General features: G+C 62.4%; 13 protein-coding genes. 1 reads left to right on the top strand and 12 read right to left on the bottom strand.

From position 1 onward, the window contains the following. Positions 1-61: 61 nt before the first annotated feature. Positions 62-631, top strand: a complete 570-nt coding sequence (locus HMPREF3087_RS02490) for a hypothetical protein (protein ID WP_070427936.1) — start codon at positions 62-64, stop codon at positions 629-631. Positions 632-669: 38 nt separating this feature from the next. Here HMPREF3087_RS02490 and HMPREF3087_RS02485 read toward each other — a convergent pair whose 3' ends face one another. From HMPREF3087_RS02485 to thrS, 12 genes are all read right to left on the bottom strand, one after another. Next, positions 670-2,976 carry a RelA/SpoT family protein gene (locus HMPREF3087_RS02485; protein WP_062021095.1) on the bottom strand — a complete coding sequence of 769 codons (2,307 nt, stop codon included), beginning with the start codon at positions 2,974-2,976 and terminating at the stop codon, positions 670-672. An 89-nt stretch (positions 2,977-3,065) separates the two neighbouring features. After that, on the bottom strand, positions 3,066-4,085 hold the full coding sequence (gene secF, locus HMPREF3087_RS02480) for a protein translocase subunit SecF (protein WP_062021092.1): 1,020 nt from the start codon (positions 4,083-4,085) through the stop codon (positions 3,066-3,068). After that, positions 4,085-6,007: a protein translocase subunit SecD gene (gene secD / locus HMPREF3087_RS02475; RefSeq protein WP_070427935.1), complete on the bottom strand. Its 1,923-nt coding sequence runs from the start codon at positions 6,005-6,007 to the stop codon at positions 4,085-4,087. Before secD ends, secF begins: the two co-directional genes overlap by 1 nt. 20 nt (positions 6,008-6,027) lie before the next feature. Then, positions 6,028-6,471 carry a preprotein translocase subunit YajC gene (yajC, locus tag HMPREF3087_RS02470; protein ID WP_070427934.1) on the bottom strand — a complete coding sequence of 148 codons (444 nt, stop codon included), beginning with the start codon at positions 6,469-6,471 and terminating at the stop codon, positions 6,028-6,030. Between the two features lie 105 nt (positions 6,472-6,576). Further along, positions 6,577-7,647: a Holliday junction branch migration DNA helicase RuvB gene (gene ruvB, locus HMPREF3087_RS02465; protein WP_070427933.1), complete on the bottom strand. Its 1,071-nt coding sequence runs from the start codon at positions 7,645-7,647 to the stop codon at positions 6,577-6,579. Next, positions 7,644-8,243, bottom strand: coding sequence for a Holliday junction branch migration protein RuvA (gene ruvA, locus HMPREF3087_RS02460; protein ID WP_070427932.1), 600 nt, complete (start codon positions 8,241-8,243; stop codon positions 7,644-7,646). The genes ruvB and ruvA overlap by 4 nt, the downstream gene beginning before the upstream one ends. 52 nt (positions 8,244-8,295) lie before the next feature. Then, positions 8,296-8,898 carry a crossover junction endodeoxyribonuclease RuvC gene (gene ruvC / locus HMPREF3087_RS02455; protein ID WP_019175146.1) on the bottom strand — a complete coding sequence of 201 codons (603 nt, stop codon included), beginning with the start codon at positions 8,896-8,898 and terminating at the stop codon, positions 8,296-8,298. Between the two features lies 1 nt (position 8,899). Continuing rightward, positions 8,900-9,655, bottom strand: coding sequence for a YebC/PmpR family DNA-binding transcriptional regulator (locus tag HMPREF3087_RS02450; protein WP_070427931.1), 756 nt, complete (start codon positions 9,653-9,655; stop codon positions 8,900-8,902). 74 nt (positions 9,656-9,729) lie between these two features. After that, complete coding sequence (locus tag HMPREF3087_RS02445) at positions 9,730-10,227, bottom strand: NUDIX hydrolase (protein WP_070427930.1); 498 nt, start codon at positions 10,225-10,227, stop codon at positions 9,730-9,732. Continuing rightward, positions 10,224-10,838: a phosphatidylinositol phosphate synthase gene (gene pgsA, locus HMPREF3087_RS02440; protein WP_070428031.1), complete on the bottom strand. Its 615-nt coding sequence runs from the start codon at positions 10,836-10,838 to the stop codon at positions 10,224-10,226. The genes HMPREF3087_RS02445 and pgsA overlap by 4 nt, the downstream gene beginning before the upstream one ends. Next, positions 10,825-11,406 carry an HIT family protein gene (locus HMPREF3087_RS02435; protein ID WP_070427929.1) on the bottom strand — a complete coding sequence of 194 codons (582 nt, stop codon included), beginning with the start codon at positions 11,404-11,406 and terminating at the stop codon, positions 10,825-10,827. Before HMPREF3087_RS02435 ends, pgsA begins: the two co-directional genes overlap by 14 nt. Further along, on the bottom strand, positions 11,406-13,358 hold the full coding sequence (gene thrS, locus HMPREF3087_RS02430; RefSeq protein WP_370919314.1) for a threonine--tRNA ligase: 1,953 nt from the start codon (positions 13,356-13,358) through the stop codon (positions 11,406-11,408). The genes HMPREF3087_RS02435 and thrS overlap by 1 nt, the downstream gene beginning before the upstream one ends. Positions 13,359-13,437 lie beyond the last annotated feature (79 nt).

Here is a 13,437-nt window from a genome sequence, read left to right as displayed (position 1 = left end):
AGTTATCCACAGCTTTCGGGGGCCTCTTGTTTCACCGGGATCCACCGCGGAAAGTGGATGCATGGACACGATCATTCGCACAGGAAAGCCACTGAGCGCACTCCAGCTGTATGCGCTCAGACGCGACGGCCTGCTGGTACAGCTGACGGAGACCTCTTGGATACGCGCGGGTGCGGTGCTGACGCCCAAGCTGCGCGCAGCCGCTCTCGGCGCCCCGCCGATTCACGGGACGGCCTTCTCCCACGCGGCTGCGCACTGGGTGTGGTGGGGCAGCGCACAGGCTCCCGCACTGCTGGACGTCACAACTTTGGTCAGACGCCGTGTGCGTCGCGTACCCGAAGGCACCGCTGTGTGGGAACGGAGCTTAGGCGGTGATGAGTACCGGGAGTTTGGCGACTGCCGTGTGACGGAACCGCTCAAAACGCTGTTCGACATAGTCGTCGACTGCATTCTGCCAATCGAGGATTTCACACAGCGTAAACGAGCCGCTCGTTCGGTGCTCGCCCCTACGGCCCCGCAGCAGCGCAGAGCTTTGGCGGCGCTGGCGGAAGAGTCCTTTCGCCGTCCCGGGGTTGTCGAAATCCGCAGGCTGCTGCGTTCAGTTGACCCCGCCTCGCACGCGGGTCTGTGACCCGAACAGGCTCTGGCGGAAGGCGGTTTTCCCGGCGGCTAGCCGGTGATGCGGTAGACGTCGAAAACGCCGTCGACCTTGCGCACGGCGTTGAGAACCGTTTCGAGGTGGCCCGAGTCCCCCATTTCGAAGACGAAGCGCGACTGTGCAACGCGTGCCTTCGACGTGGCGATCGTGGCGGACAGGATGTTGACGTGGTTGTCGGTGAGCACCTTGGTGATGTCGGACAGCAGACCCGCCCGGTCAAGCGCTTCGACCTGGATCTGCACCAGGTAGACGCCGCGAGCATCGTCAACCCACTCGACGTCGATGATGCGTTCGGGCGAGGCTTTCAGCTGAGCGACGTTGCGGCAGTCCGTCCTGTGCACCGATACTCCGTCACCGCGGGTCACCCAGCCGATGATGTCGTCACCGGGAACGGGAGTGCAGCAGCGAGCCAGCTTGATGAGGATGTCGTCGACACCCTTGACCCGCACACCCGAGGTCGAGGAATGGTGTCCGCGGGAACGCCCGGAGGCGTTCGAGGGCGGGACGGGTGAGGTCTCTTCAACGTCTTCGGTATCGTTTTCGACTTCCCGAGCCAGCAGATCAACCACGTGAGCAGCAGAGATCGTGCCGTTGCCGATAGCCGCGTAGAGGGCGGAAACATCGTCAAAGTGCTGCCCCGTGGTGACGGCTTCGAGCGCTTCGCCGCTCATGAGTCTTTCGGCAGACAGGTGGTGTCGGCGCATGGCCCGGGCCAGCTGTTCGCGGCCGGTTTCAATTGCCTCTTCCCGGCGTTCCTTGGAGAACCACTGGCGGATCTTGTTGCGTGCACGCGCCGAAGCGACGAAGGTCAGCCAATCGCGGCTGGGGCCTGCGTTTTCGTCCTTCGAGGTGAGGATCTCAACAACGTCGCCGTTCTTCAGCGCGGTGTCCAGCGGCAGCAGTCGTCCGTTGACGCGGGCGCCGATTGTCTTGTGCCCCACCTCGGTGTGGACGGTGTAGGCGAAGTCGACCGGTGTCGCACCGGACGGCAGCGAAATGATGTCGCCCTTCGGAGTGAAGGCGTAGACGTCCTGCGCATTGACCTGGTAGCGCAGGCTGTCGAGGAATTCATCAGGGTCCTGGACGTCCTTCTGCCAGTCCATCAGCTGACGCAGCCACGCCACCTGGTCGACTTCACCGCCGTCGCCGACTTTCGCAGTCCGGGCTCCGGCGGCTCCGAGAGTCGCTGCAGTGCCGCCCCGGTTCTTGTACTTCCAGTGGGCTGCAACACCGAATTCGGCCCTGCGGTGCATTTCGCGGGTGCGGATCTGAATTTCAACAGGCTTGCCGTACGGACCGATCACAGTCGTGTGCAGGCTTTGGTACATGTTGAACTTCGGCATCGCGATGTAGTCCTTGAAGCGGCCGGCAACCGGACTCCAGTGCGAGTGGACAAGGCCGAGGACCGCGTAGCATTCGCGGACGGTCTCCACCAGGACGCGGACACCCACAAGGTCGTAGATGTCTTCGAAGTCGTGGCCGCGGACGACCATCTTCTGGTAGATCGAGTAGTAGTGCTTGGGCCTGCCGGTGATGTCGGCGTCAATGTGCGCTTCAGCAAGTTCCGCGCCGAGTTCCTTCGCTACGATGCCCAAGTATTTGTCGCGTTCGGGAGTGCGTTCGGCCACCAGGCGCACAACCTCGGAATACACCTTGGGGTAGAGCACCTGGAAGGACAGGTCCTCAAGCTCCCACTTGATGGTGTTCATACCCAGGCGGTGAGCCAAGGGTGCGTAGATGTCAAGGGTTTCACGCGCCTTGCGCGATGAGGATTCAGGGGAAACGTACTTCCACGTGCGCGCGTTGTGCAGTCGGTCGGCAAGTTTGATGACGAGCACCCGGATATCGCGCGACATGGCGATGACCATTTTGCGCACCGTTTCGGCCTGGGTGGCCTGCCCGTACTCGATCTTGTCGAGCTTCGTGACGCCGTCGACCATGACGGCGATTTCGTCGCCGAATTCTTCGCGCACATAGTCAAGCGAATAGTCGGTGTCTTCCACGACATCGTGCAGCAGCGCTGCAGCGAGCGTAATGGGCGGCATACCGATCTCTGCAAGGATCGTCGCCACTGCTACGGGGTGCGTGATGTAGGGGTCGCCGCTTCGGCGCATCTGCCCCTTGTGGGCTTTGTCAGCCAAACGGTACGCCCGGAGGATCACATCCGTGTCGAGCTTCGGATGGTTTTCTTTGACGATCTGCAGCAGCGGGGCCAGGACTTTCGGCGTCTGTGGGCTGTTCTGCGCGCGCGCCGTCCAAAAAGCAAAGCGACGGCTGAGTCCGCGTCGACCGGAACCTGAGTGTGGCTGTTGAGTCATCTTCCCCTCTGAAACGCCGAAGGTGCTTCCCCATTGTACGCGTGGGGAAGCACCTTCGGGATCAGAACACGGACCGTGCCGTCACGGGGTCACGATGCGACCGGCTCCTTTTCGGCGGAAGGCTTCGCGGTCTCGCGGACCAGACGCTCCTGCTCGCGCACCTTTTCCTCTGTGCCGCGCAGAACTGCGTACAGGGGCGAAGCGACGAACAGCGTGGAGACCGTGGCGACGATCGTTCCGACGAACAGCGACAGCGCGATGTCGGTGAGAGTTCCCGCGCCCAGCAGGAACACGCCGATGAACAGAATCGCACCGATCGGCAGGGCGCCGATGGCTGTCGTGTTGATCGAACGGACGGTCGTCTGGTTAACACCGAGCTCTACCAGCGACGAGAACGTCTGTTTGCGGTTGTCCTCAAAGCCCTTTGTGGTCTCGCGGATCTTGTCGAACACCACCACGGTGTCGTACAGCGAAAACGAAAGAACCGTGAGGAAGCCGATGATCGCCTCGGGCGTGATCTCAAAGCCGGTTGCCGCGTAGATGCCCGTGGTGAGCACCATGACGAAGAACAGACCGACGATCGCTGCCAGCGACATTTTGAACGTGCGGAAGTACAGCGCCATGATGATGAGCGCCAGACCCACGTAGATGACCAGTGCGAGCGTCATCTTCTTGGTGATGTTCTGTCCCCACAGCGGGCCCACGAAGTTCGATGTCACGTTCTCCGCGCTGACTTCGAAGGACTCAATGAGCGAATCGCGCACTTTCTGCATTTCATCGTCATTGAGCTGACGCGTCTCGATTTTGAGCGAGTCGTTCGAGGTCGGCACAGTGCGCGGTTCAGCACCGGGCACGGCGTCGGTCACGGCCTTGTTGGCCTGCGCTTCGGCTGACGAGTCAACGTGGTCGACCTGGAATTCCGAACCGCCGGTGAAGGCAATCCCGAGGTTGAACGGCTCCGCACCCGCCATGCCGCGGACAACGGGCACCATGAGCGACAGGACGGTGAGCAGCGCGGCAAGTCCCAGCCACAGCTTGCGCTTGCGCACAAACGGGATCGAAACTTCGCCCGAATGCAGCTTGTTGCCGAAATCAAAAAACTTCTTCATCAGTCTTCCCCTGCTTCTTCGGCGGCGGCTGCTGCTTTGCGTGCGGCAAGCGATGACGATGTGTCGCGTTCCCTGCGCTTGCGCGCACTTTCGCGCCTCTCGGCTTCCTCAGCGGAGCGGCCGGTGGTCTTCTGCTTCGCCTTTTCGAGGTCAAGCCCCATGGCGCCGCGGTAGGCGGCAGGCTTGACACCCAACTGACGGGGGTCCATACCGGACATCGGGTGGCCTTCGCCGAAGAACTTCGTGCGGGCCAGCAACTGCAGCATCGGGTGGGTGAAGAACACGACGATGACGACATCGACGATCACAGTCAGACCAAGGGTGAAGGCGAAGCCTCGCACCGAGCCGACAGCAAGGATGTACAGGATGACAGCCGCCAGCATGTTGACTGCCTTTGAGGCGTAGATCGTCTGGCGTGCGCGCACCCAGCCGACTTCCACCGCGGACGTCAGACGACGGCCGTCGCGAATTTCGTCTCGGATGCGCTCGAAGTACACGATGAACGAGTCGGCCGTCATGCCGATGCCGATGATGATTCCGGCCAGACCTGCCAGCGACAGACGGTACCCGTACCGCCAGGACGCAAACAGCAGCAGGAGGTAGGTGAGAATACCCGCCGCCACGAGGCTGGCGATCGTCACGGTTGACAGCGCACGGTACTGCAGCACCGAGTACAGAACCACGAGCAGCAGGCCGATAGCACCGGCGATGAGGCCCTTCTGCAGGTAGTCAGCACCGAGGGTGGGCGAAATCTGCTCTTCGGACTGCACCTGGAAGGAGATCGGCAAAGCACCGTTCTTCAGCTGGTTGGACAGCGTCTGCGCTTCTTCTTCGGAGAAGCTGCCGGTGATCTGCGCGCGGCCGTCGGTCACGGCTGACTGCGAGGCCGGGGCGGACAGCACGAGTCCGTCAAGTTCGATTGCGAACTGGTTGTACGGCTGCTGCTGGCCGGTGATGGTCTGCGTGATTTCGCCGAACACCTTGCGGCCGACCTCATCGAATTCCATCGTCACGGCCAGACGGTTGGTCTGCTGGCCCGATGACGAGGTTTCAAAACCGTAGGAGGCGTCCTTGACGTGCTCACCGGAAAGCTCAACCGGGCCGAGCACGAACTTCGCCGAACCGTCCTGCGCACATTCGACGACGACTTCATCTGCCGGCGTCTGCTTTCCGCCCGTGCGGTTGGCGGGGTCGGTGCAGTCGAGTTCGGTGAATTCCTTCATGACCTTCTGCGACTGCCAGCTGGTGTCGGTCATCGGGTCGAAGCGGGGGTGCTTATCCGCATCTTCTTTGCCGTCCTTGGGCGCGGCAGGGGTTTCACCTTCAGCTGGCTTCTTTGCGTCTTCGCCGTCGGCGGGAGCAGAAGCAGTTCCGCCTCCCTGGGGAGCGTCGCCGTCTTCCTGTTCGCCCTCCTGGTCACCGATGAGGTCCTCGATCCGCTTCTTGTCTTCGTCAGACAGGCCCTCGGACTTCTTCTTGTTTGCGTCCTCTTGTTCCTTCTGCTGCTCTTCCTGTGCTGCAGCGGATTCGGGCGGGCCGACGAAGGCCACACGGCGGAAGGACAGCTGAGCCGAGGAGCGGACCAGGTTGCGGGTCTTCTCGTCGGGGTTGCCGGGCAGGTTCACAACGATGTTGCGGTCGCCCTGCGTGGAGATCTCAGCTTCCGACACACCCGTGGAGTCGACGCGCTGACGGATGATCTCAACAGCCTGTTCCAGCTGTTCCTTGGTGATCTGCTGATCTTCGATCTGGGGTTCCAGGATGATCGAGGTGCCGCCTTCGAGGTCGAGGGCGAGCTTCGGGGCCCAGGTTGCCGAGGAGAACACAACTCCCAGGGCTACAAGACCAGCAAGCAGTGCGGAGAAGATTCCCAGCACTGCGAAGCTGCGTCCCGGGCGAGCTTTTTTATCTGAAGCGGACACGGTCTGCTTTCTGGTTGGTGTTACTTAGCGTCGTCAGAGTCGTCGACGTCGTCGCCCTTGGCGCGCTTGGCTTCGTTGTGGGCGTCGAGTTCGGCGTCGGTGATGCTGGGTTCGGAGTTGTTCAGCGGGGTTTCGTCGGCATCGTCACGCTGGATGGGACCCTGGTTGGTGCTGGGCTCGGCCGATGCAGCCGGTGCGGCTGGTTCATCGACTTCGATCTGGCCGATGGCCTGACGGTGGACGATGAGCTGGGTTCCGGGACCGGATTCGATCGTCACCTGGTTGGTTTCTTCGTCAACCGAGACGACGGTGCCGAAGATGCCCGCACCGGTCATAACGCGCGCTCCAGGCACAAGGCCGCGCGAGATCTGCTCCTGGCGGGCTTTCTGCTTGCGGCGGGAGCTGACCATCATGAAGATGAGCAGCGCGCCGAGGGCGAGCATGATGAGGAGATTGGGGTTCACCGGAAACCTCTTTCGCGTGTGGGGTCAGAACAAACCTCGGACATTCTACCGTTGTCGTCAATCACTGCGAAAACCGTCGGCGAGTGTGACCGGCGGCAGACCCGGTCAGAACATCTGGGAAAGAGCGCCTTCAGGCGGTGTCAAACCGATGTGCTCCCAGCCTTCCGCGGTTGCGATCCGGCCCCGGGGCGTGCGAGAAAGCAGTCCTTCGCGTACGAGGAAGGGTTCGGCGACCTCTTCAACCGTTTCGGACTCTTCGCCGACGGAAACCGCAAGCGTCTGCAGACCCACCGGTCCCCCGCCGAAACGACGGCACAGGGTGTCGAGCACTGCGCGGTCCAGCCGGTCGAGTCCTCGACTGTCGACTTCGTAGACTTCCAGCGCGGCCTGGGCCGCGTGGCGGTCGATGATTCCGCTGCCGCGCACCTGCGCCCAGTCGCGTACGCGGCGCAGCAGGCGGTTGGCAATGCGCGGTGTGCCGCGGGATCGGCCGGCGATTTCGGCCAGACCGTCAGAATCAGCTTCTATGCCGAGCATCCGCGCTGATCTGCGCAGCACGATCAGCAGGTCTTCTGGCGAATAGAAGTCGAGGTGCCCCGTAAATCCGAACCTGTCGCGCAGGGGTGCTGGAAGCAGACCGCTGCGCGTGGTTGCACCCACCATGGTGAAGGGCGGCAGGTCAAGGGGAATCGCTGTGGCGCCGGGGCCTTTGCCCACGATGACGTCGACTCGGAAATCCTCCATGGCCACGTAGAGCATTTCCTCTGCGGCGCGGGCCATGCGGTGGACTTCGTCAATGAAGAGGACTTCGCCCTCTTCCAGGGAAGACAGAATCGCAGCGAGATCTCCCGCGTGCTGGACGGCCGGACCCGAGGTGATGCGGATCTGCGAGTTCATTTCGTGGGCGATGATCATCGCCAAGGTCGTTTTGCCCAGTCCCGGAGGGCCGGACAACAGCACGTGGTCGGGTGCCTTGCCCCGGGCTCGCGCGGCATCGAGTACGAGCGAGAGCTGTTCGCGAACCTGCGGCTGGCCTGTGAAGTCATCCAGGCCTTTCGGGCGCAGAGCCGCTTCGGCAGCGCGTTCATCCGAACCCGCACCAGCACTCATAAGCCGTTCAAGTTCAGCTGGTGTCGGTTCGTCTGCACCGAAGTCGATTTCGTAGCTGTCGCTCATCGTTTCTTCCCGAGTTCGCGCAGGCTGGCCTTGAGCAGACTGCTGACCTCGCTGTTGGCGTCATCTTCAGCCGCAGCTTCCACAACCGGCTGTACGTTGGCTTCTTTCCAGCCCAGGCCGATGAGTGCCTGCACGACTTCGGCGATGATTCCCTTTTTGCCCGCAGCCTGGGGAGCAGTTTCTGCCCCCGTGGGCGCGGCTGTGATCTTTCCGGACAGTTCCAGCACCAAGCGACCCGCAACCTTGGGCCCAACGCCGGGAACCCGAGTGAGCGCCTTGGTGTCTCCGTTTTCTACAGCGGCGGCAAGTTCGCCCGGGGTGAGCACTGCCAGGACCGCCATCGCGAGCTTGGGTCCAACGCCCGAAGCTGACTGCAGGGCGACAAAGGTGTCCCGTTCATCGCGGGAAGAAAAGCCGAACAGGGTGAGTGCGTCTTCGCGAACCACCAGCTCCGTGTGGATCCCGACGTCCTGCCCGTGTCGAACACTGCTCAGAAGCGACGGGCTGACAAAGACCTTGCGGCCGATGCCGTGGGTCAGAATGACAATGGAGTCAGCGTGGATCGACTCAACGCTCCCCTGGATAAAGCTGATCAAAGAAAACCCTCAGATTTTTAGAACAGGCGTACGAAAACAGTATGCCACTTCATCAGCGTGATTTTGCGGTCCGAATCGCCGCGGCCCACTGTTCCTGCGCCTTTGTCATGCCGGAACCCTGCAGACCTTGAGCGCGGCGGGCCAAAACGTCCTTCGTCGAACCGGGAGTCGACTGGGCCCCCACTGCACCGCGCCACAGGTGGCATATGGCAACTGCCAGGGCGTCTGCCGCATCAGCGGGTTTGGGAGGTTCGTCAAGGCGCAGGATGCGGGTGACCATGTTTGTCACCTGCTTCTTGTCGGCCCGACCGTTGCCGGAGACGGCCTTCTTGATTTCCGACGGCGTGTGCATGGCCACGGGGATTCCGCGCCTGGCCGCAAGACCCATCGTCAGCCCTGAGGCCTGCGCGGTGCCCATGATCGTCGAAACATCCGAACGCGCGAATGGGCGTTCGATGGCAACGACGTCCGGTCGGCAGTCGTCGAGGAAACGGTCGAATGCATCCGCAATGAGGCCCAGACGGACGTCTGATGCCCCGTAGGCATCAGTGCGGATGACGTCGACGGCTACAAGCGACGGCCGTGAGGCGCGACCGGAATCGATCACCCCGATACCGCATCGGGTCAGCCCCGGGTCGACGCCGAGAACACGCATGTCAGTCTTCGGCCAGAGCAGCCGCTACTTCGTCCGAGATGTCTGCGTTGTCGTAGATGTTCTGCACGTCGTCAAGGTCTTCAATCGCGTCAACGAGCGTGGCGAGCTTGCGCGCATCTTCAACCGAGAGCGGAACTTCAACGTTCGGCACGAAGGCCAGGTCGGCGCTGTCGTAGTCAATGCCGGCTTCCTGCAGGGCAGTGCGGACGGGCACGAGGTCGGTGGCCTCCGAAATGACTTCCCAAGTTTCGCCCTGGTCCTTGACCTCTTCGGCACCTGCGTCCATGGTGGCCTCGAGAATCGCCATGTCGTCAGCAGCGGACTGCTTGACCACGACGACGCCCTTGCGTGCGAAGTTGAACGCAACCGAACCGGGATCGGCCAGGTTGCCGTTGTTGCGGCTGACTGCCACGCGGACCTCAGAAGCCGCGCGGTTCTTGTTGTCGGTCAGACATTCGATGAGCAGGCCAACACCGCCGGGGCCGTAGGCTTCGTAGGTGATGGGGAAATACTCCACACCGTCGCCGTCAAGACCGCCGCCGCGCTTGACTGCGCGATCGATGTTATCGGCGGGTACAGAATTCTTCTTGGCCTTCTGGATGGCATCGAAGAGGGTGGGGTTACCTTCAACATCGGGGCCGCCGGCACGGGCGGCTACTTCGATGTTCTTGACCAACTTCGCGAAGAGTTTGCCGCGCTTTGCGTCGATAGCGGCCTTTTTGTGTTTGGTTGTCGCCCATTTTGAGTGACCTGCCACGAATTCTCTCCTCGCGTTCGATTGATGTCCGGCCTACATTGTAAGACCACTGACGGACTTACGCGTCCAGCCGTCTACTCCACGCCGCTGGGAACGCCCAGGGCGAGCGGCGACACGGGCTCGGCACCCGTGCTGACAAGGTCGATGAGGAGGGGCAGCTCAGGAGGGTAGATCACCTCGGAAGAGCTCTCGACTTCCTCTTTGGACCACCAGCGCGAACCGGTGATAGCGGCTTTCTCTTTGTCACTCCACATGGCCTCGTCAAGATCGATGTCTTCCGTGCAGCGCATGCCGAAATACACCTCGTCCTGCACCAGGACACCGGTGGAGAACTGGATGGAGACCCGGCGCGTGGCCAGCGGGCCCAGAAGCTCGGAGGGGTCGCACTCAATACCGGTCTCTTCGGCAAGTTCACGCGCTGCGGTCTGCTTCGAGGTCTCCCCCAGTTCGGCTCCGCCGCCGACGGTGAACCAGTAGCGTCGCGTATCATCGCCCAGGTCGCGGCACTGGAGCATGAAGACTTGGTCTTCGGCATTGAGAAGCACCACGCGGGCAGCCGAGCGAACCTTCATAGCGCGTCCTCCGATTTAACGCTCAGGAACACTGAGCGCATTCTCTGAAAAACAGTCACAAGGGCACCGGCGGCAACCAGTGCAAGAGCAATAGTGAGCAGACTATACGGCGCACCGAGGCCGACACAACCAGCGGCCACCAGCACCACGACCAAACGCTCCGTGCGCTCCATCAGACCACCCGAACCGTCCCCGCCGACAGCTTCACCTCGGGCGCGGGTGTAGGACACGGTGAAGGCGAAGACCAGGGCAAACAGAGCCAGCCCACCCGTGACCGGCCGGTCGGTGAGAAAAGCGGCGGCGGCAAGACTGCCGAACACCGCACCGTCGGCAACCCGATCGAGTGTCGAGTCCAGAAAAGCTCCCCACCTGCTGGTGGTGCCGCGTAGGCGGGCGAGCGTCCCATCGAGCATGTCGAACAGGACGAAGATCGTCACAGCAAGCGTGCCCCAGAAGTAGTGCTGGAGCGGGTACAGGACAGCGGCTGATAGGACGGTGCCGACGGTGCCGATGACCGTGATCGCGTTCGGTGTCAGCCCCAGCCTGCCCAGCACGGCCGCAACGGGACGCGTACAGACCTCGGCCGCACCGCGGAGCTTAGAGGTCAGCATCGCCGTCGTGCGGTTCCTGTCGGTTCCATTCTTCGCTGTAGAGCTTCTGCACCTGCCCGTGGACCAGCGGCAGAGCCTTGGTTTCGGCGATGATCGGGAAGAAGTTCGCGTCCCCTCCCCACCGGGGCACAATGTGCTGGTGCAGGTGAGCGGCAATTCCCGCTCCCGCGACGGCTCCCTGGTTCATGCCCAAGTTGAAGCCGTGAGGCGAAGACACCGCCCGAATGACACGCATCATCTTCTGCGACATCTGGGCGATTTCAACGGTCTCCTCGGCCGTCAGGTCGGTGTAGTCGGCCACGTGGCGGTACGGGCAGACGAGCACGTGGCCCGGGTTGTACGGGTACAGGTTGAGGATGACGAATGCGTGCTCGCCGCGGGCAACGATGAGCCCGTCTTCGTCGCTGCGCTCAGGTGCCGAGCAGAACGGGCAGGACTGTTCGGTGGAGTCGGCGGGCTTGTCCTCCCCGCCGACATACACGAAGCGATGGGGTGTCCACAGTCGCTGCAGTCCGTCGGGTTCGCCGGGAAACCCGGCGGCTGCTTCCGGTTCGGGGATTCCCGCCATCAGACCTGTGCCCGTTCCTCAATCGCCTTGACGATCCGTTCGACGGCTTCGTCGATCGGCACGCCGTTGTCCTGGCTGCCGTCGCGGAAGCGGAAGGATACAGCGCCTGCGTCACGGTCTTCGCCGCCTGCGATGAGCGTGTAGGGCACCTTGGACTTCGATGCGTTGCGGATCTTCTTGGGGAAGCGGTCGTCGGAGGTGTCGACCTCCACGCGCACTCCCCTGGCCTTGAGCTTCTGGGCGATGTCGTGGCAGTAGTCGTCGAACTCGTCGGCCACCGGAACCAGCGTGGCCTGGACCGGTGAGAGCCACACGGGGAACGCACCGGCGTAGTGCTCGGTGAGCACACCGATGAAACGCTCAATCGAGCCGAACTTGGCCGAGTGGATCATGACGGGGCGACGGCGGGTGCCGTCCGAAGCGCTGTATTCAAGGTCGAAGCGCTCCGGCTGGTTGAAGTCCATCTGCACCGTCGACATCTGCCAGGTGCGGCCGATGGCATCGCGCGCCTGCACCGAGATCTTCGGACCGTAGAAGGCTGCACCACCCGGGTCCGGTACGAGCTCAAGGCCCGTGGCTTCGGCAACTTCGCGCAGGGTGTTCGTGGCGATTTCCCACTGTTCGTCGGAGCCGATGAACTTGTCCTTCTTAGCACCGTCGACTTCGCGGGTGGACAGTTCGAGGTAGAAGTCGTCCAGGCCGAAATCACGCAGCAGCGACAGCATGAAGTCCAGCAGGTGCTTGATTTCCGCTGCCGCATCTTCTTCTGCCACGTAGGAGTGCGAATCGTCCTGTGCGAAGCCGCGCACGCGCGTCAGGCCGTGGATAACACCGGACGGTTCGTCGCGGTACACGGTGCCGAATTCAAACAGTCGCAGCGGGAGGTCTCGGTAGGAACGGCCACGGGAACGGTAGATGAGGTTGTGCATCGGGCAGTTCATTGCCTTCAGCCGGTAGTCCGTGCCCTCGTGGGTGACGGTGCCGTCTTCGTCGACGTGCTTGTCGACGGTGAAGGGCGGGAACATGTTCTCGCCGTAGTACGGCAGGTGGCCCGAGGTGTAGTACAGGGTCTCCTTGGAGATGTGCGGGGTGCCCACGTACTCAAAGCCCTCTTCAATGTGGCGCTGGCGGACGTAGTCCTCCATGACGCGTTTGATGACGCCGCCCTTGGGGTGGAATACGGGAAGGCCCGAACCGAGTTCGTCGGGGAAGGAGAACAGGTCGAGTTCCGCACCGAGCTTGCGGTGGTCACGGCGCTCGGCCTCTGCGATGCGCTCCTGGTAGGCGCGCAGTTCGTCCTTCGATGGCCACGCGGTTCCGTAGACGCGCTGCAGGCTGGCGTTGGCTTGGTCTCCGCGCCAGTACGCGGCGGAGGATTTGGTGACGGCAAAGCCGTTGCCGATGAGCTTGGTAGACGGCAGGTGGGGTCCTCGGCAGAGGTCTTCCCACACGATGTCGCCCTTGCGGTTGCGGTTTTCGTAGATGGTCAGCTGGTCGCCGCCGACTTCGACGCTGGCGCCTTCGGCACCCTTGCCCTTGTCTTCGACGAGCTCGAGTTTGAAGGGCTCGTCGGCCAGGCGGGTGCGAGCTTCGTCGTCGCTGACTTCGGTGCGGTGGAAGGTCTGGCCTTCTTTCACGATCCGCTGGCAGCGCTTCTCAATGGCTTTGAGGTCCTGCGGTGTGAACGGCTCTTCAACCTGGAAGTCGTAGTAGAAGCCGTCAGTGATGTAGGGGCCGATGCCGAGCTTGGTTCCCGGAAACAGTTCCTGTACGGCCTGTGCGACAACGTGCGCCGTGGAGTGGCGAAGAATGTTGAGGCCCTCTTCACTGCTGATGCTGATGGGCTCGACGACATCGCCGGGCTGCAGCTCGCGGTGAAGGTCGCAGGAAGCGCCGTTGATCCAGACGGCCACTGTCGTCGGATCGGATGCAAAGAGCTCTGTGCTCGTCATCCCTTCGGTGTAGGGAATCTCTTCTCCGGCGACGGTCAGCGTGTCAGACACGGCTTCTCCTTTTACGTGGTCGTTTCAG

The organism is Brevibacterium sp. HMSC22B09 (genome assembly GCF_001806795.1).
Lineage (GTDB): Bacteria > Actinomycetota > Actinomycetes > Actinomycetales > Brevibacteriaceae > Brevibacterium > Brevibacterium ravenspurgense.
Note: the sequence above shows the minus strand (reverse complement) of the source record. Positions and strands in the feature narration are given on the sequence as shown.